This is a genomic window from Helicobacter sp. (genome assembly GCF_017502485.1).
Taxonomy (GTDB): Bacteria; Campylobacterota; Campylobacteria; order Campylobacterales; family Helicobacteraceae; genus Helicobacter_B.
In genome coordinates this window covers 1-19,412 of record NZ_JAFVUX010000017.1, presented here as the reverse complement: position 1 = coordinate 19,412, position 19,412 = coordinate 1, and the positions used below count along the sequence as shown (strand labels likewise).

Here is a 19,412-nt window from a genome sequence, read left to right as displayed (position 1 = left end):
GTAAGCTTCAACAAACAATAAGGGGGCGACAATGTTCTTCTCATCTACGCCTAGCCAATTAGATTCTATCTTAGTGTTTAGGTAATACTTAGCTGCATCATCATTCCCACGCACCTAGCGTCTCACGCTCCCATAGTCGCCAATAGCTTGCATACATTCTAGAAGGATGTGCTTGAAGCTTGCTAAGCTCATAGCAGGCATTAGCCACTTTGAGCGCACAAGCCCTGTAGTAAAACGCCCGGGCGCGCACAATATCACTCGCCTTTTTATCGGCAAACAGAAGATTTTGCGCGACATAGAAGCACGCGACTCCATCGCCCTTGGCACACCAGCTTGCAGGTGCTGTGAGATCTTGGGGTTTAGGCTGCGCTAGACCAAACGCACTTACTATACTCGCTGTTATCCCTAGTAGCATAAATACTATCCATATATACAATATCAATGCTCGAATATTTGGGTGTTGCATACAAATCCTTTATCTTTCTAACTACGCTTAGACTCCATTACATCGAACTTTTTATTAAATTTTGTAGCTTTAACTATAAGCTACAAGCCACACTCACTTCACGCTAGCAGCACCAGAGCGCCCGCCCCACAGGCTCTGTAGCTAGAATCTAGCAAACACGCAAAATGCAAAAGCACAGGTGCAAAAAGAATGGATTGTGCTAGAATCCACTTTTACTTTTCACTAGGATTTATCTATGGATTTGCGCGCGGATTCTAAGCTATTTTTCTATGCCGGGGCTTTGATTATCATTGGCGTGGTGATGAGCTACTCTCTACCTACTTATACCACGCTTGCCTATCGTTATAGCGAACTACACTTTTTCCAAAGAGAGTTTGCAAGCGCTACGCTCGGGATTTTGCTAATGTGGATGATCGCCCAAATTGCCCCAGAAAAATACTTCTTAAAATTTGGATTCTTGCTCTTTTTTGTTGCTTTTGTCCTTATGCTACTTATGCCATTTCTCCCAGAGAGTCTAGCAACTTCTGCTGGGGGTGCGAAGCGGTGGATACGGCTACCATTTATTTCTATTGCGCCAAGTGAGTTTTTTAAGATTGGCTTTGTTTTTTTCTTAGCGTGGAGCTTCTCGCGTAAATTTGTCGATAACCACAAGCGCACCATAGCACAAGAGATTCTAGTGATTTTGCCCTATGTAGCCGTATTTCTCATCGCCGTACTACTACTTGCTGTGCTACAAAATGACTTAGGGCAAGTAGTGCTACTAGCTCTTACACTTGTGGTAATGCTTATCGCAGCTGGTGGAAGTGTGGGGCTATTTGGGATCTTGCTACTAATAAGCTCGGCTCTTGCTAGCATTTTTGTCGCTATATCGCCACATAGAATCTTGCGCCTAAAGCTTTGGTGGGCAAATGCCCAAGACTCTGTACTAGCGATTTTGCCCCAAGGATTTGAGCAATATTTGCGTGTGGAGAATCTCCCAGAACCCTATCAAATCTACCACGCTACCAATGCCATACATAATGGCGGACTACTAGGACAAGGACTAGGCAATGGCACAATCAAGCTTGGGTTTTTAAGCGAAGTACATACAGATATGGTGCTAGCTGGGATCACTGAAGAGCTGGGATTTCTAGGACTTAGTGTGTGCGTGGGATTACTTATACTTGTGGTCTTTCGTGTGCTTAAAATCGCCAATCGTGTCCAAAATGATGTGTATTATCTCTTTTGTATAGGAGTGGCTATGCTTATAGGGCTAAGCTTTATCATAAACGCGCTAGGAATAGCTGGGCTTATCCCACTAAAAGGTATTGCTGTGCCTTTCCTTAGCTATGGGGGCAGTTCTATGCTAGCAAACTGCCTTGCCATAGGGCTTATACTAAGCATTAGCCAAAAAGCCCAGTATCAAAAATCCTAGCCTATGCCCACACCCCCAAGTCCATCTGCCAAGCTAGTAGAATCTAGCTTGGCACATAAGCCTAAGATTCTGGCTCTAGTCGCGCCCACCGCAAGCGGTAAAACAGATCTCGCCCTAGAGCTTGCCACCACCTTAAACGCAGAAATTTTCTCCATCGACTCTCTAAGTATTTATAAAGAAATCAATATCGCCTCTGCTAAGCCTAGCAAAGGCGCCTTGCAGGCAGTCCATCATCACGCTATCAATATACTCTCTCCTAACGAACACTGCAATGCCGAAGTCTTCCGCACGCTTTTTGCACAAGCCTTACAAGTGTGTAAAAAAGAATTTTTGCTCATTGTAGGTGGAAGTGGATTCTACTTAACCTGCCTATATGAAGGGTTATCTGCTATGCCCAGCTTAAGCCAAGAAGAGCGAAGCGATATACAAAAGCGCATAGAAGCCCTGCCTGACCCTTACGCTTTTTTAACAAACATCGACCCACAAAGTGCGCTACGCATAGCACCCACTGATACTTATAGAGTGCAAAAGCTACTATCTCTCTACTTTGCTACATACATCGCACCTAGTACATATTTTTCCACCCACACCAAGTCTCCCCTAATCCAAAAGCCTAGAATCTATACCATACATACGCCCAAGCCTGAACTACACGCGCGCATAGAAGCACGCACAAAGGCTATGCTAGATTCTGGCTTACTTGATGAAGCAAGATATTTGCTAGCTCACTATGGGCGCACCATTGAGCCCTTTAAAGCCATAGGACTAAAAGAGTGCCTACGCTATTTTGATGGAGAGCTAGAATCTAGCGAGCTAGAGCCGCTTATCATCACCCATACACGCCAACTAGCCAAACGCCAAGCCACCTATATCCGTGCTAAATTCCAAAATGCGCAAGTAGAATCTAGGGACAAGCTCCTCGGTAAAATCTTGCGCGAGTGCGCACAAGATCGACTATAATTACAATCTACAACACCACAAGGAGCAATTATGAAATTATTTGGATTCTGGGATTACAAAAACACCGATATAAAGTGCAAAGCACTAGGCTTTAAGCTTGTCAAAAAACGCGACACACTTACACTTTTATTTCTAGATCTCCCGCTTTTGCAAAGAAGACGCTATACGACTAAAAATATCTATGGGGGGGGGGGATTGAAATTGTTGATTACGCGTTGAGATTTTGCGGGATTTTATGCTACCAAACACGCCGATACAAATACCTAGCCACCTACCCAAGCCTTAAGGCAAACGATCTTTTGCTCCCAACGCTCCTAGCAGAATCCAATTTGCTTCACAAACTAGAATCTTTGACTAAAAATATGCCCCAAGCAAGTAGGGATTTAGCCTACACTATTGTATCAAGAGAGCTACAAGCCTATCACAATCCTTTGCAACGATACTATGCCTTGACACAAGAAGAGCTCACAGCCCTAGAGACACTCGCGCATAATTTTTATGCAAAGATTCTATCTCTAGCTCCTAATCTTTGCTACTACAACGGCTACTTTCTCCCAGAAAAACACCTTGAGTGCTCTGTATTTTTCTACAAACACGGACTCCATACCTTGCGCAATCTTGATAGACTAAGCAATAAGGACATCATTGATGTAGGTGGGTATATCGGCGATAGCGCACTAATTTTCCAAGACTATACACAACAATCTATCCACTGCTTTGAAGCCAGTAAAAACACTTATCAAAAACTACTTACCACCCTGCACTTAAACAACACCACACGCATTATCCCTGTTAACAAAGCTCTAGGCGCGAAAAAAGAAACACTTACACTCAATCTCTATGGCGGTGCCTCTAGCCTTGTATTTGCTCCCATATCTTTAGGAAGTGAAGAAGTAGAAGTCATCACACTAGATGCTTATGTGCAACAGCACAATATCCAAGTAGGATTTATCAAAGTCGACATAGAAGGCTTTGAGATGGAGTTCCTCAAAGGTGCAAAGCATACAATTTGCACACAAAAACCTACAATGCTCATAAGCATTTACCACCAAGCAAGCGACTTTTTTGCCATTAAGCCTTTGCTAGAGTCGTGGAATCTGGGCTATGAATTCCACTTATACAAGCCTATTGATGGATACATATCGCTAGAGACTTATTTATTTTGCGAGATGCCTTAACCACACTTTTCAAAAATAGATTCTAAGTAATTAAGCATAGTTTGTGCTACTTTTTAGCTACAATTAGTCCCAAAATCACAAAAGGATCGCCCAATGCCAGAAGCAAACGCGCAGCAAGCTTGCAATACTTTCACCAATATTGAGTTAGAGCCACCAAAAATGGTGCGTGTGGTGCTACTCAACGACAATTACACAACACAGAATTTTGTCGTAGAAATTTTGCAAAGTATTTTTGATAAAAGCCTAGCAGAAGCACAGCAGATTATGCTTGAAGTACATAACAGCGGCAAAGGTGTGTGCGGAATCTACCCTTATGACATCGGTGAGACCAAAGCGCAAGAGACAATCCAAGCTGCTAAAAAAGCTTCCTATCCGCTTAAAATATTCACAGAATCTATCTAGCTAATGACAAGCCCTGTTTTTAAAGACATTATAAATCGTGCTGTGGAGATTGCTAGAGAGTTGCAACACGAGTATTTGACAATTGAGCATATATTTCTAAGCTTATTAGAGCACCCCAGTGGCAAGGAATTTTTACAGTCCTTTTGTGAGATTAACACAAATGAGCTGACAAAGCCCCTGCGCGCTTACCTAGCCCACCATATCCCAACCAATGCCAATATTTCTCTGCCTAAAGAAACTCTAGCCCTACATCGTGTGTTTGAAGCGATGTTACATCACGCACGCTCCTCTGGAGATGAGCACATAGAGCTATGGGACTTCTTGGCATTTGCCATTGAAGAAAAGGACAGCTATTGTGCCAAACTACTTAAAGCCATCAATATCACACGCCTTGATATTTTACAAAATATCCCAAATAGCACTCCGTCTAGCCAAGACATTGCCCCCAGACGCCAAAAGTCTTTAGAGACATTTGCTAAGGATTTAAATGCCCTAGCTCTTGCAGGAAAAATCGACCCTCTCATTGGGCGTGATGATGAGCTTACAAGAATGTGTGAAATTCTCTGCCGTAGGAAAAAAAATAACCCCATCTTGCTAGGTGAGCCCGGGGTTGGTAAGACTGCCATAGTAGAGGGACTAGCTCTTGCTATTACACAAAATCGCGTGCCTAAAAAACTTGCCAATGCACAAGTGTACGCACTTGATTTAGGTGCGCTTGTGGCTGGGAGCAAATATAGGGGAGATTTTGAAAAACGGCTAAAGAGTGTGTTGACTGAGCTAGAGAGCTTGTCTAATGTGATTATATTTATCGATGAAATCCACACACTTGTAGGGGCTGGTGGGACTATGGGTAGCACAATGGATGCGGCAAATTTGCTTAAGCCTGCTTTGGCAAATGGGACATTTAAGTGCATTGGCGCCAGCACTTTTAGCGAATATAAAAGCTCCTTTGGCAAAGACAAAGCTCTCTCAAGACGATTTTGCACCATTGATGTCAAAGAGCCAAGCCTATCAGCTTGCCTTGAGATTCTGCGTGCTCTTAAACCATTATATGAAAGCTACCACAATGTTTGCTATGATGAGAGCGCACTGCAAGCCTGCCTTGATCTATCCCACCGGTATATCAATGACAAATTTCTCCCGGATAAGGCAATTGATCTACTTGATGAGGTAGGAGCTAGCTTAACGCTTAACACACCTGCTAAACATATTATTACAAAAAAAGAGGTCGAGTGCGTCATAGCCAAAACCTACCATATCCCAAAATCCCAGATAAATGCTAGCGAGCGGACGCAAGTCAAAACACTAGAATCCAAATTGAAAAAGCGTATTTTTGCTCAAGATAATGCAGTGAGCGAGCTTGTACGCGCAATAAAAATCGCCAAAGCAAATCTGACAGAATCTAACCGCCCCATTGGTAGCTTTCTTTTTAGTGGTTCTAGTGGTGTGGGCAAAACAGAGTTAGCAAAAGAGCTTGCCAAGCATTTAGGAATGCACTTTGAGCGATTTGATATGAGTGAGTATTCGCAAGCCCATAGTGTAGCCACGCTTATTGGTGCGCCTGCTGGCTATGTGGGCTATGAAAATGGAGGGATTCTAGTGGATAAAGTGCGCAAAAATCCCCACTGCGTGCTTGTGCTAGATGAGATAGAAAAAGCTCATAGTGATATTTATAATATTTTATTGCAAGTTATGGATAATGCCACACTCACCGATAATATGGGTAATGTCGCGCATTTTGAGCACACAATCTTAATCCTTACTTCTAATGCTGGAAGCAAGGAGGGTAATACTATAGGTTTTGCCAAAGACAACTCCTTGCGCCAAGATACCGCATTAAAAGACATATTCAGCCCAGAATTCCGAGGCAGGCTCGATGCAATTGTGCATTTTAAGCCTTTAGATAAAGTAGCTTTTAAGCAAATCGCACAAAAAGTGCTTAGTGATATGAACGCCCAGTTATGTGCGCGCAATATCACACTCAAACTAGAATCTAGCGCGCTTAATGCCATTATCAACCAAAGTTTTGAGAGTGCGCTTGGAGCTAGAGAGATTAAAAAAATCATAAATACGCACATAAAATCCGCCTTAAGTGATATTATCATCAATGGAGAGCTTGATAATGGCGGGGTTGTATCAATTGCCTATAAGCGCAATCACTTTGTACTTACGCCCAAGCTAGCTACAGGCATACCCAAAACACTTAGGTGATAAAGCCTTGATGGATTCTAGTAGGTTGCTTTGACTAGAAGCTATACTTTAAAGCTTTATAAACCCATCGTAAAGGAATACCATGACAATAAATGGAAAAAAATTCACACAAAACTCACTATCGCTTCTTGACTACCTTAAGCAGTGCGATCTGCGAATCACACACATAGCCCTGGAGCTTAATGGTAAGATCGTACCTAAAGATGAGCTTGCCACACTTGTTTTCAAGCAAGGCGATGTCGTAGAAATCGTAAGCTTTGTAGGAGGGGGGTAATGTCAAGCCAAGCACTATATATCACGCTAAATGGTGTGCCATTAGCTACGCAAGCGCGCGATAGCCTAGAGTTTTTCCAAAGTCTTAATGGCAAGGATAGTGATGTGTGGATTGTCAATGGATTTGCTACAAAAGAGCCTGTCGCACTGCAAAATGGTGATGAGCTATTTTGCATACCAAAGGGCGTGCTACCACCACAGGACGCGCTAGATTCTATGATGAGAGCGCGACACACACCAAAGCTACATAACAAACTAAAGCAAGCAAAAGTCGCTATATGTGGGCTTGGTGGGCTTGGCTCTCACATAGCCATAATGCTTGCTAGAAGTGGAGTAGGCGAGCTTATACTTATAGATTTTGATGTGGTAGAGCCTAGCAACCTAAACCGTCAAGCCTATGCTATTAGCGACTTGGGTAAGTATAAAACCAGCGCTTTACAAGAACATATCCGCCAAATCAACCCCTACACAACCACCCATATCCACACGCTAAAGATTGATGAATATAATCTCCCTACGCTCTTTGGCGATGCACGCATTGTGTGCGAAGCATTTGACAATCCCCTAGCCAAGGCAATGCTTGCACAAAACTTCCACAAGCACTATCCCCACACCTTCCTTATCTGTGCTTCTGGGCTAGCAGGCTATGGCAATAGCAATGCGATCCAAACTAAACAATTCGCACCCTATCTCTACATCTGTGGCGATCAAGTAAGCGCGGCGCAAGTGGGGCGAGGGCTAATGTCGCCTAGGGTCAATATCTGCGCTGCTCATCAAGCGAATCTAGTCCTAGAGCTTTTAGCTAAGAACTAGATAAAATTAACCCTTGAATTAAGCAATACAAATAAAGCCCCACGGCAAAGCATTCCACACTCTATTGCTCTTGCTCATCTTATCTCGTTTCCTTAATTGGCTTTTTGATTTGACAACAGATTCTATTGCAATGCGCTCAATTCTCAATCTATTAGCATCACTGATTGGCTTCAATATTTTTTCTTCAACTTCTTAGCCATCCAAAAATTTGTAAGAATATTTCTATTTTGTGAGACATTATTCATCGCTTATTTATGATTTTATTGTGAGATTTGAAAATTGCTGTCAAATTGTGGGCAAAAAACAATTAAGACTATTGCGCTGATTACAAATTTATTTTTCTCATTGTATTTCCTTTTAGATTTAAAAACGCAGTAATTTAAAAGATAGTTACAAATAAAAAATCTTAAAATTGTGTATAATCAGGTTTGCAATTTCACATAACAGGGAGATAAAATGCAGACTTATCCAACACTTGAAGAAATTAAAGCAAAAAAAAGTGAGTTTCTTCAAAAGATTAAGAAAGATAGAAAACCTAAAAAAAATGAAGAATTGAAATTATTTCTTTCTAATATTAAATTAGAAATTAAACAAGCGGTTCAGAGTGGAGCTTCAAATCCCAAGATTATTAAAATAATCAAAGAAGTTTATGGTGTAAGTATTAGTCCAGCTAGATTTGCTGAATTTTGTGTTGAAAATAATATCACAACCAATACAAGAGCAAGAAGAGCAAAACAGATGTTTAATTCTCAAGAATAGACAAAGAAGAATTCTAAGAGAGAGTGCTTGTGCAATTTTAGATTCTGAAAGGTGTTTGCCTACTCTTGTCCAATCTTAGTAAATTATCTACTCAATATAAGTGAAATTCCATATCTTTGGAATTGAGAAAATCTCATTTAGTCATTTTGAGTGAGATTTTTCACGCTATTCTGTATTCGCTTATTGTTGATCTCAATATCAAATACAGAATAGATAAAAAACCCCACAACAATACATAAGGGAGATAAAATTAAGATTTTTTTGAGATAAATTCTTTGAATCTTTTGCCAGAAACTCTCTTTAACGATTCCACTATAAGCTTTTGTAAAGGCTATTTTGTCGTCAACATCATATAATGGAGCAAGAGAAGAAGCAATATTATTACACAAGAGTAAAATTCGCTCTTCCTCATCGTTATTGTTTGAATATTTACCTTTGTAACCTAACACAAGACATGCATAAATAAATTCTAAAAAATCTTTGTTTTTGGCAGGGTTATTAAGCCAAGAAGATGTTATGTTGTAAAAATTATCTCCCCCTAAAGTCTCATCAAACAAACGCACTGTTAAGGTATTACTTGCCCAAAAACTATTAATAAAAAGCTCATTTGTCATAAGTATCTCATCGATAAAAACACAAAGGCAATATCTAAGCCTAATGATATCTTTTTCGTCATATTCTTTTAATGCACTAAGCTTAGAACTCCAAGTCAAAATATCGTTAATGATTTGCTCCCTAAAGGATTCTATAGCACTCGCATCAAGCGAGGTTACCTTAGATAATCTAAAAGAGAGCAAAAGGAGCTCTAAACAATAATCAACAACTTTATTGTTTTTTAAACCGCTTAAATCAGAGCTTAAAAGCAAGCCAAATTCTTGTGTCTCTATATTTGATTGTTTTTTTTCCATTTTATTTTCCTAAAATACCGCCCACATTTTTATATCGGGATTTTTGATATTGTTAGTAAGGTAGATGCTTATGGTATTTTCTCCCTTAAAATGCTCAAATAATTCATCTTTTTTATCCAACTCATAATAAACATAACCATTTAAGTAAGGGATAGCTGAAGGAACATTTGGAATCTGAATGAGATTTAGCCCTTTAAGCTGTGTGGCTACTATATTTTTGATTTTACTCTGTGTATAAATCTTGCTCTGTGCTTTAAAATTTTTTAGTAAATATTCATAGCTCACATCGGCATTAATAGCTAAGAAAAGCCTAGCTTCTTCTAAGATTCCAGCATTGTCAAACAACAAATCATAAAAACCATTGCCATTATTCACAAGTTTTGCCATTGAATACTTTGGAGAAGTAATTTTAGCAAACAGAATCTTTATGTTATTGATCAAAGGCAAAAAGGTTTCATTCAAATTATTATGATTATAAGGAATAAATTCCAAAAAAGCACTCTCAACGCCAAAAGCTCCAAGCTCCCCTTGAAACTCAACAAGCTTTTCGTATAAATACTCAGGGTGTAGCTTGTCTTTGTGCGTAAGATAAGAAAAAATCAAAAACCATTTCTTGAGAAGATTCAGTGACAAATAAGTGCTAAAATCTAGGGTATTTTTTGTTTGATCGATCCCTTTAAAAATCTCACCAAGTATCTCTTTATGTTGTTTAATGGAATATAGTGTTCCCTCTAAAAAAGATTTAACAATGGAAATTTTACTAATATTGAGACAGGTTGGAATAAAACTCTCCTCAAGCTCTATTCTTTTGTTTGAATCTATGCTCTTGATTTTAGCAATAGGAATTTCAAGTTCATCAGGTGTTGCACTCCCTAAAATACCAAGCTTCAGTCTCAAACTCGCGAGAGTAAGACTAGCCTTTTCTTGAGTAAAAGTTATATCTTGCAGCTCTTTTTCATCCCCTAACTCTTTTTGCGGAGACAAACTACAATCATCATCATATATTCTTGAAGCAATAACACTTCTTAGGGTTAGATATTTGGAATGGGGGAGATTATTTTGCAGGGATATATCAGCAATGCTAGCACCACCCAAAGAGATTTTCAATGTAATAATGGAGTTTTCTAGCGATTCGTAATTAATCTCTAGCGCCTTTGGGAGCAAGTCTTGCTCTGGGGCATTGAAAATACTTCCATCCTTGGCTATTCCAGAAACTCTCTCCAGTACTACTTTACCTTCTGCAAGCATTTCATCAGAAAATTTTAGATCAACAACTCCATAAAGATTATTTGACACTTTAATAGTTTTTGCATCTATATTTCTTTGGAAATATCTCTCTTGCTGCTCAAAGTGAATTTTATCAATATTTAAGCCGTTAAACCAAGCAACTTTTAGCTGATTTGCCATATTCACTCCTTGGACTTACTAAATTCTCTTAATACCCTCTTGAGTAATCTCAAATGTCAAAGTTTTTTTTCTCAATAAGCCACTCCAAAATCCACTTGCATCTTTGGTCTTAACCCAAATCTTGGTTGTTCTGCTTGTATTATTGGTAAATAAAGTCAAAATACCAAGATAGGGAATCTCTTTATCTTGAAGCTTCAGGGCTAAAATCTCATTTTTTGGGGCAATTTGTAACTTGATTGAATCTATCTTATCCTTGCCAAGAACACCATCTTCCCTTGTGATCAAGTCCTTCTCACTAGCCTCTTTAAATTTCTCAATATTCTTAAGTTTATAAATAATAAGAGTAACTGGAACATCATCAAGTCTATTGTTAAGATTTGATTTCTCAATATTACTTACCCTTACACTAACGGTGTTTGAACAAGCAGTAAATAAAAAACACAAAATTAAAATCAATGCTCTTTGATACATTAGTTGCAGACATCTTTCTCTTCTAATTTTTCCCAACCTTGTGGTAACATATCATTTTATTATTTAATTGCTAAATTTTTCATAAAATCTCGAAAGGAATGGGGGCTATGAGGTTTGCAAGTCATTTGAGTGATAGTTTGGATAGCTTAGAGATTTATCATTTCCTTGAAGATGAAATGGCAAAATACAAAACACTCAACCACAAAAATATAAAGTGGAACAAGGTCTATGAATATTCTTTGGGTATTTTACAAGAATACTCTATAGATGCGAGAATCTGCAACTATTTTGTTTTATCTTGCATAGCATTAAACAATGAAGAATCTTTTAGGACACTATGTAGGTTATTTGAATTCTTAGCTGATATTTTGCAAAACTCCTCTCAAAAGACAGATGATGCCAACAACTTAAATGCCCAAAGCAAAAGACTAAGAAATACTATTGAGCATTTCATAATGGAAGCCAATAGACTTAATTTGTCATGCTCTTCTCAAACTGCAAAGGATTTGAACCGTATATTTGGGACATTGGGGAAAATTTTAGAGTGTGAGCTCAAAGAGATTCAAATAAAACAAAAAATACAAAAAAAAGAAGCTACATCACCAACTTCAAATATCAAACAAACTCAGTTTCATGCTCAAAATCTAGATACTACTTCCCTAAATGATAGAGAATATAGAATATTTTTTAACAATTTAGCTTTTGAGCTTTTGGAAAACAATCAGGATAATCTTAATGCCTACGCTATATTTACTGAAGCAATGTGGGGGAGAATCAAAATGCTTCCCACTCATAGGGAGTATATCACTGAAATTACATATCCAGATAAAAACCTTATACAAATCTTACTTCAAGATAATCATAGTGAGTTAGAACATATTAAATGCTTTATGTCAAATCTCGCATTAAATCCTTTTTGGATAGAAGGATTAAAGTTTTTTTGTGATTTTTTATACAGGCACAATAAAATAAATGTCTTCAAATTGCTCAGCACTCTAACAAGAGAGTTTCTTACTCGATTTGAAGAAATTTCTCATCTTAAATTTAATAATGGGGAATCTATGTGCTCAACACAGATTCTAAATTATTTTTTCAAACAAGATACACAGGGCACAGATTCTAACTACATCAAACCCCAAGCAGAGAAAAATAAACAGAACAACACCATAGATGATATTTTATTGAACATAAATAACCAAAACAATAACTCTCTTGCTGCACATATAAGTGCCTTAATTGAAATGGCAAAACTTTTTGAGGAGAAAAATATGCACAATAATGCAAAAATGCTTTATACACAACTAAAAGACTTGATGGAAAAAACACTACTAAAAGATTATTTACTGGAAGATTATTCAAAAATTAAAATAAAAAGTGAAAAAATCTAGGTAAATCTTGTATATTTTAGCTAGAATCTCGCCTGCAGTGAAATTTAAAAAAGGATTGAATAATGTCTGATGGTTCCAATGCTCCAAAAGAGCGCATAAACATAACCTACAAAGCAAAGACAAATGGACAGGGGGCGGATGTTGAATTGCCACTAAAGTTAATGGTGATGGCAAATTTGACAGGAGATTCTCGCAAATCTCCTTTGGAGGAGCGGGAGTCTCTGCAGATTAATAAGATAAATTTTGACCAAGTCATGCAAAAGTTAAACATTGGCTCTAAGTTTAGCGTTAAAAATGTCTTAGGCACAGGAGCAGAGGAGCTGGACATTAATCTTAGTATCTCTAGTATGAAGGACTTTTCCCCAGACAACATAGCAAAACAGGTTCCCGAACTCAACAAGCTTTTGCAGTTGAGAGAAGCTCTAATGGCTCTTAAGGGTCCTATGGGTAATATCCCAGATTTTAGAAAAGCTGTTTTGTCCGCCTTGAAAGATGAAAAAACAAAAGAGAAGTTACTTTTAGAAATTAAAGCAGAATCCAAGGAATAAAGGAGAAAAAATGTCAAACACCCAGGCAATTGATACGCCCATTATTGAAAGCATTATGGAGAAAAGCAAGTATTCGAAAAATGATGAAAGTTATAGCATAGCCAAAAGAGGTGTTGCTGAGTTTATCGCTGCTATTGTTAAGAGCGATGATGTAGAAGATAAAATCAATAAATTCGCTCTAGATGAGATGATAGCACATATTGACTCTTTGGTATCTAATCAAATGGACGAAATCCTACATAACGAGGAGTTTCAACAATTAGAATCCGTTCGGAGAGGTTTATACTTTTTAGTAGAACGAACAAATTTCAATGAGAATATCAAAATTGATCTATTTGATGTAACCAAAGAAGAAGCCCTAGAAGATTTTGAAAATAATCCTGACATTACTCAAAGTGTTATTTATAAAAATATTTATTCTGCGGAATATGGGCAATTTGGTGGAGAGCCTGTTGGGGCTATTATAGGAGACTATCAACTAAGCACAAGTGGCCCAGATATGACCTTTTTAAACAAAATGGCAAGCATTGCAGCTATGAGCCATTCGCCATTTTTAACATCTTGCGCTCCCAGCTTTTTTGGACTAGAAAATTATGCAGAATTAGCCACCATCCAGGATTTGGGTGGATTGCTCCAAGGTCCCCAATATATGCGATGGAGAACATTTAGAGAAAATGAAGATGCAAAATATACAGGACTTATGGTTACAAGATTTTTAGTTCGCTCCCCATATAGTCCTGAAGAAAATCCCGTTAAAAGTTTTAATTACACAGAAAATGTCCATAATTCTCACAACCACTTATTATGGGGCAATTCAGTTTATGCATTTGCCACAAGATTGACAGAAAGTTTTGCTAAGTACCGCTGGTGCGGGAATATCATAGGTCCAAAAAGCGGAGGAAGCGTCAAGGATTTACCTACTTATGTCTATGAAAGCTTTGGCACTATGCAGTCTAAGATTCCAACTGAAGTACTCATCACAGACAGAAGGGAATATGAGCTTGCCGAAGCAGGATTTATCACGCTCACTTTAAGAAGAGATAGCAATAATGCTGCATTTTTCTCTGCAAATTCTGCCTTAAAACCTAAAGTATTCCCCAACACGCCCGAGGGCAAAGAAGCCGAGACAAACTATCGTCTAGGCACTCAGCTTCCTTACATATTCCTTATATCAAGGTTGGCGCATTATCTCAAAGTTTTACAGCGGGAAGAAATAGGTAGCTGGAGAGAAAGAAGTGATATTGAAAATGGGTTAAATGAGTGGGTAAGACAATATGTCTCAGACCAAGAGAATCCTCCAGCTGAAGTGCGCAGTAGAAGACCATTTAGAGGTGCTCAGATTGTAGTTAACAATGTAGATGGAGAGCCGGGCTGGTATGAAATAGGACTTAGCGTTCGTCCTCATTTTAAATATATGGGCGGAAATTTTGAACTTTCATTAGTAGGTAAGCTAGATAAAGAGTAGGAATGTCATTACTTGGTAAAATTATTCATCACCTAGATGACCAGTGTCAAAATATTCCTTTTTATCAAAATGAATTTGATGACATTAGAGATAATATTCAAGTTTTACTCAATACCAAGCTAGATGATTGTATGACGACTAATGATTTAGGCTTATCAAATATTATTGACTTTAATTTAAATTCAAGTGATTTATGCATCAAAATGGCTGAAGAGATTCATACCCTTATAGGCAAGTATGAACAAAGAATTAGAATCTTATCGATTCATTATGATAACTCCCTGTCTCCTTGGCAAATTTTATTTTTTTTACAATGTAATTTTTTTAGAGATCACTTCAAGGAATTTAGCTTGAAAATTGTTTTTAGAAATGATAGGTATTGCGAGGTTATTTAGTGAATAATGAAGATGTATTCTACTATCAAAAAGAACTTGCTTATCTTTATAAAAAAAGGGATTTTTTTGTTAAAAAATTTCCAAAACTTGCACCATTTTTAGCTCTTGATAGTAAAGATCCAGATGTCGAAAGAATAATTGAAAATTTTGCTATTTTAACTTCCAAAATTCGTCAAGAAATGGAGCAAAATATCCCCCACATAGCAGAATCTTTACTGAATGTAATTGCTCCGAATTATACTAACTCGCTGCCCTCTTTATGTTTGCAAGAATTTTTTTTAAATACAGATAGCAGACAAAACAAACTCACTATTCCAAAGGGAAGTTCTCTTCACTCTATTGCCATAGAACAAACTGAATGTGAATTTAAAACAATTTATGATGTTTATCTCTATCCCTTAGAGATCGATGAAGTATTTATAAATGGTGAAAAACAACACTGCACAATGGATTTGCGACTAAAAATCAATAAACCCAATGTAAAAATTTGCGATATAGAGCTAGATTATTTCAATTTATACTTAGGTGATGATATTTACACCTCTGCAACCCTACTTTTATTTCTCCATCTTTATTTAGAAGAGATTAAAATTATCTCCCTTGATACCCAAGAAGCATTTAGACTAAATCCCCACAATATCCAAGTGATGGGACTTGAAGCAAATGAAAGCTGTTTAAATAACGATGATTTAGGTTTTGAGGCCTTTTCTTTGTTGAGAGAATATTTTTTTATCCCAGAAAAATTTAACTTTGTAAAAATAAAAGGCTTAGATATTTTAAAAGATTGCCAAGGTGAGAATCTAAGCATTCAGTTTAAATTTAACAAGATATTTCCAAAAAATTGTGTTGTGAGAGTAGACTTATTCTCTTTGGGTGTTACGCCTATTGTAAATATTTTTTCCAAAAGTGCAGAATCAATCATTAATGACCATACCAAAGATGGATATAGGATTTTTATTGATAGGGCGCATTTAGATTCTTATGAAATTATCAAAATCAACCAAGTCAAAGCTCACAATAGTCAAAATGGGAGAAGGATTCTTAAAAATTATAAGAGTTTTGAGCGTTTTGAATTTTTGCGAGATAATCAAAGTGAGTTTTATAGTGTTAGTATTAATAAAAATTCTAAAGGTGAAACTTACAAGGAAATTTCTTTCTTTTCAGATTATGCTTATAATGAGATAATTACCATTGATGCCTTGTGTTGCAATAAGAATCTCCCATCTAAACTTAAAATAGGCGATATAAGATATGTCAATATTGAAGATGTATCTACCAAAAATATTAAAATCCCAAGCGTAATGAGAGAATACAATATTGATGGGCATTTACTTTGGAGATTTGTATCCATACTTTCTTTTAATTATAGAAATATCCTTGATATAGATTCATTTTTTAGAGTATTAGAAAGTTATAGCTTTATCAATGACAAGGAAAATGAAGAAGTCTATAAGCTTTTAAAAAAATCTATCGTGCATATAGAATCTAAATCTACCTACCTCATTGATGAGCATATTACGAAAAAAGGGACACTTTGTATAGTAAGCATTAAAGATTCTAATTTTTATTCTTTAGGGGAAGTGCATAAATTGGGGCTTGTTATCTCTAAATTTTTTACTTCTTTTGTTAGTATCAATTCCTTTTCTGAACTAAAAATAAAATGTCTTGATAGCAAAGATATTTTGTATTATCCGGCTGCCCGTGGGAAAAAAGTTTCTCTATGAATAATACGGCTCATTTTTCTTTTCATAAACTTCTTCATACTCTTCTTAAACAACATAAAAAAAGTGATATTTTTTTGAGAACAAATAAAAGTTTAAAACACCCTCATAGAGAAATTGAGTATATTCAAGAAAACAAAGAATTTTTAATCGAAATAATGGTAAATTTTATGGGGCTACAAGGCAATACATCACAACTGCCATCTTATATGCTTGATAAGCTTTCAAGAAACGAAGATGGTGGCTCTGGCTGGAGCTTATTTTTTGATTTTTTTAATAACCATATCCTTTGGCTTCTTTTTGAAAATGCAAATTTAAAAAATTATCCTAGAAGCTTTAAAAGAGACTTTAGCGATCCTATCTCGCAGATTCTATTTTCTATACTAGGTATTAATGATAGAGAAATTGCTAAGAATTATCTCCCTTTCGCACCTTTGCTTTTAAGCTCCTCTCGCCCCAAATATTATATAGAAAAAGTCCTACAAAGCAATTTTAACCTACATAATAAACTCTGTCTCATAGAAAATCTACCCCATCAAATTTTCATTGCCCCATCGCAAAAAAATAAATTAGGCATTAAAAATGGTATTTTGGGTAAAAATTTTATTTTGGGTAGTAAATTTCTTTCATATCAAAGCAAGATAGGTATTTATATTGAAGATATAGAATATTATAGAGCTTTGGAGTACTTACCCAATCAAAGCAAGCATAAAGCACTAAAAGAAAGCATATTGTTTCTTACAAATCATCAATTTTGCATTGACTTATATTTACGCATTAATCACAATGAAAAAATGAATTTTATTCTAGGTGATGAAAATGTGGCAAAACTTGGTTGGGGGTTAGCATTGGGAAATTTTAAGAAAAAATATCATCTAATGCGCATAAAAATATATGAATGAGTTTTTACATTCTTAACTTCAAAATCTTTTGCCGTTTAAAAAGGGTCATTAGATAAATTTAACGAGTAAAATCATTCAAGATAAGAATATTTATAGTTATTAACAGACAAGTAGCTTGAAAATCTCTCTTATTCAAAATTAGAATCCAAAGGGTTGGATTCTATTACAAGCGAGCGGATTGCGTGGTTTGTGTGTAGTTTTGGGATTACTTATATAGCTTTTTTATTGATTATGTCAATAAACTGCACAATAGCATGGTGGATTTTTATCTTTATGTTTTACAATCATTTTTCTTGTTTGTATTTATGTGGGTTATTGTATTGCTAAATTTACTATATAAAGAAAATATCACTTCATTTATACTATCAATTATGACAACCCAATATCTGTTTTACGAGAAATATTTTGCTTGTTTTTAGATCACCTTGTTTGATTATTTATTATTGTATAATAGTATCCTAGATTCTAAAAAGAAAGATTTAAACTCTTTCTTTTTAAGTAAGTAGGCAAGAGTCACACAGTATTTTGGCACGCTCTGCCACAAAACTTGACACACTTCATCATAAGCTCTCAAATAAACAAACACAAATCTTAAATCTTGCAGAGTAATCGCTCCTGCATTATTGATTGAGAGTAGATGACTTATACTAGATTGTAATAATACTTTACCTTTATGGATACACTCAAGCTTATCAGATTCTAAGAGTGGATGGAGCATAGGAGTCCTTGGGGAATGAGATTAGCGTTTGATATAATTTTGTGTAAAAGGTGTAAAATATTCCAAACCACTGCAATGAATATAGCCTTCATAGAGCTTAAACTTAGAAGGAGATTCTAAAACATCTTTATTGTAGTTAGTAATAACCGCTTCAACACTATAATCTATATCTTCTTCTTGTGCTAATTTTTCAAATGTTTTTCCTTCTGAATTAACACTCTTTTTATCCGGTAGTCTTAATACCCACACCTTTGCCCAATTATTAGATTCTATATTCCATACTAAGATAAGATACTCATCTAAGGGATTAATGAGTTTGGATTTTTCTTTTTCATAATAGGCTTGTTTGGTTTTGTCGTTGTAGTATAAAAAACCTCCTGTTATGCCTGTAGTTATATACTCATGATCTTCGTTAAACCATGTGCCTCCTTGTTGAGCCATTTTTTGATACAAGGGATTGGCTTCATCACAATCATGGTCACCATAACTCAGACAGAAATCAGAAGGAAGTTTTGTTTCTTGTGTTAGGAGTTGTGCCACAATTTTACCCTCTTTAGAATCTGGTTTATCTCTCACATTCACAAGATAATCTCCAATGTTGGTTTGCGTGAATGCTAAAGCAGCAGTAGGGAAAGGGGTGAAGATTTCGGAGTAAGAAAAGCTTCCATCCATGAAAACGTAACCCCAATCTTCAATAGAATCAGAAAAGTTTAGTGGAGTGTTTGTAGGTAGGACTTGATAAGATTTAATAATGCCAAGACAAAGATAAGCAAGTGGCTCATCAATAAACTTAAAATTAAGATATGGATCGTATTTTGGAAATAGAATATTCTTTTCAATGCTAGATTCTGGGTAAGGATCCCAATGCACATTATACCACTCAAACTCAATCTCCATAGGCACAAACACACTGCCAAATCTTACTTCAAAGAATTTCTCTTGTTGCGCTTTGCTTAAAGCACTTTGAGAGAGGACTTTTTTAACAAAATCATAATTGATATCATAAGGAATGT

Annotated in this window: 21 protein-coding genes; 15 read left to right on the top strand and 6 right to left on the bottom strand. The window is 36.5% G+C overall.

The annotated features are described in order from the left end of the window. Positions 1-100: 100 nt before the first annotated feature. Positions 101-466, bottom strand: a complete 366-nt coding sequence (locus IKB69_RS03615; protein ID WP_290946205.1) for a hypothetical protein — start codon at positions 464-466, stop codon at positions 101-103. Between the two features lie 235 nt (positions 467-701). Here IKB69_RS03615 and IKB69_RS03610 point away from each other — a divergent pair, with 235 nt between their 5' ends. From IKB69_RS03610 to IKB69_RS03570, 9 genes are all read left to right on the top strand, one after another. Next, positions 702-1,880 (top strand): FtsW/RodA/SpoVE family cell cycle protein, encoded by a 1,179-nt coding sequence (locus IKB69_RS03610; protein WP_290946203.1) that lies wholly within the window; start codon positions 702-704, stop codon positions 1,878-1,880. 3 nt (positions 1,881-1,883) lie between these two features. Continuing rightward, entirely contained in the window at positions 1,884-2,840 is a 957-nt protein-coding gene (gene miaA / locus IKB69_RS03605; RefSeq protein ID WP_290946201.1) for a tRNA (adenosine(37)-N6)-dimethylallyltransferase MiaA, read from the top strand. A gap of 30 nt (positions 2,841-2,870) precedes the next feature. Continuing rightward, positions 2,871-3,059: a hypothetical protein gene (locus tag IKB69_RS03600; RefSeq protein WP_290946199.1), complete on the top strand. Its 189-nt coding sequence runs from the start codon at positions 2,871-2,873 to the stop codon at positions 3,057-3,059. Beyond that, entirely contained in the window at positions 3,056-4,018 is a 963-nt protein-coding gene (locus IKB69_RS03595; RefSeq protein WP_290946197.1) for an FkbM family methyltransferase, read from the top strand. The genes IKB69_RS03600 and IKB69_RS03595 overlap by 4 nt, the downstream gene beginning before the upstream one ends. Before the next feature lie 93 nt (positions 4,019-4,111). Then, positions 4,112-4,420: an ATP-dependent Clp protease adaptor ClpS gene (locus IKB69_RS03590; RefSeq protein WP_290946195.1), complete on the top strand. Its 309-nt coding sequence runs from the start codon at positions 4,112-4,114 to the stop codon at positions 4,418-4,420. Between the two features lie 3 nt (positions 4,421-4,423). Then, complete coding sequence (locus IKB69_RS03585) at positions 4,424-6,631, top strand: AAA family ATPase (protein WP_290946193.1); 2,208 nt, start codon at positions 4,424-4,426, stop codon at positions 6,629-6,631. 82 nt (positions 6,632-6,713) lie between these two features. Then, the gene (gene thiS / locus IKB69_RS03580) at positions 6,714-6,905 is read left to right on the top strand and encodes a sulfur carrier protein ThiS (RefSeq protein WP_290946191.1); all 192 of its coding nucleotides are present in this window, start codon (positions 6,714-6,716) and stop codon (positions 6,903-6,905) included. Beyond that, positions 6,905-7,717 (top strand): thiamine biosynthesis protein ThiF, encoded by an 813-nt coding sequence (thiF, locus tag IKB69_RS03575; RefSeq protein ID WP_290946189.1) that lies wholly within the window; start codon positions 6,905-6,907, stop codon positions 7,715-7,717. Before thiS ends, thiF begins: the two co-directional genes overlap by 1 nt. A gap of 456 nt (positions 7,718-8,173) precedes the next feature. Next, positions 8,174-8,476, top strand: a complete 303-nt coding sequence (locus IKB69_RS03570) for a hypothetical protein (protein ID WP_290946187.1) — start codon at positions 8,174-8,176, stop codon at positions 8,474-8,476. A gap of 137 nt (positions 8,477-8,613) precedes the next feature. Here IKB69_RS03570 and icmH read toward each other — a convergent pair whose 3' ends face one another. The 3 genes from icmH to tssJ are packed head-to-tail and all read right to left on the bottom strand — an operon-like array spanning position 8,614 to position 11,262. Next, positions 8,614-9,384 carry a type IVB secretion system protein IcmH/DotU gene (icmH, locus tag IKB69_RS03565; RefSeq protein WP_290946184.1) on the bottom strand — a complete coding sequence of 257 codons (771 nt, stop codon included), beginning with the start codon at positions 9,382-9,384 and terminating at the stop codon, positions 8,614-8,616. Between the two features lie 9 nt (positions 9,385-9,393). After that, positions 9,394-10,791 (bottom strand): type VI secretion system baseplate subunit TssK, encoded by a 1,398-nt coding sequence (gene tssK / locus IKB69_RS03560; protein ID WP_290946182.1) that lies wholly within the window; start codon positions 10,789-10,791, stop codon positions 9,394-9,396. A gap of 18 nt (positions 10,792-10,809) precedes the next feature. After that, positions 10,810-11,262, bottom strand: a complete 453-nt coding sequence (gene tssJ / locus IKB69_RS03555) for a type VI secretion system lipoprotein TssJ (protein WP_290946180.1) — start codon at positions 11,260-11,262, stop codon at positions 10,810-10,812. A 107-nt stretch (positions 11,263-11,369) separates the two neighbouring features. Between tssJ and IKB69_RS03550 the strand changes: the two genes are divergently transcribed. From IKB69_RS03550 to tssG, 6 genes are all read left to right on the top strand, one after another. Then, positions 11,370-12,650, top strand: coding sequence for a type VI secretion system domain-containing protein (locus IKB69_RS03550; protein WP_290946178.1), 1,281 nt, complete (start codon positions 11,370-11,372; stop codon positions 12,648-12,650). 62 nt (positions 12,651-12,712) lie between these two features. Next, the gene (gene tssB, locus IKB69_RS03545; protein ID WP_290946176.1) at positions 12,713-13,198 is read left to right on the top strand and encodes a type VI secretion system contractile sheath small subunit; all 486 of its coding nucleotides are present in this window, start codon (positions 12,713-12,715) and stop codon (positions 13,196-13,198) included. Positions 13,199-13,208: 10 nt separating this feature from the next. After that, positions 13,209-14,663: a type VI secretion system contractile sheath large subunit gene (tssC, locus tag IKB69_RS03540; RefSeq protein WP_290946173.1), complete on the top strand. Its 1,455-nt coding sequence runs from the start codon at positions 13,209-13,211 to the stop codon at positions 14,661-14,663. 2 nt (positions 14,664-14,665) lie between these two features. Next, positions 14,666-15,058 (top strand): type VI secretion system baseplate subunit TssE, encoded by a 393-nt coding sequence (locus IKB69_RS03535; RefSeq protein ID WP_290946171.1) that lies wholly within the window; start codon positions 14,666-14,668, stop codon positions 15,056-15,058. After that, entirely contained in the window at positions 15,058-16,782 is a 1,725-nt protein-coding gene (gene tssF / locus IKB69_RS03530; RefSeq protein ID WP_290946169.1) for a type VI secretion system baseplate subunit TssF, read from the top strand. The genes IKB69_RS03535 and tssF overlap by 1 nt, the downstream gene beginning before the upstream one ends. Then, positions 16,779-17,681, top strand: coding sequence for a type VI secretion system baseplate subunit TssG (gene tssG / locus IKB69_RS03525; RefSeq protein ID WP_290946167.1), 903 nt, complete (start codon positions 16,779-16,781; stop codon positions 17,679-17,681). Before tssF ends, tssG begins: the two co-directional genes overlap by 4 nt. 433 nt (positions 17,682-18,114) lie before the next feature. On the opposite strand, the gene IKB69_RS03520 is transcribed toward tssG, so the two are convergent. After that, a complete protein-coding gene (locus IKB69_RS03520; RefSeq protein ID WP_290946165.1) occupies positions 18,115-18,399 on the bottom strand; it encodes a hypothetical protein in 285 nt (94 codons plus the stop codon). A 21-nt stretch (positions 18,400-18,420) separates the two neighbouring features. Beyond that, positions 18,421-19,412, bottom strand: a 992-nt coding sequence (locus IKB69_RS03515; protein ID WP_290946163.1) for a hypothetical protein, incomplete at its 5' end; no start/stop codon positions are given.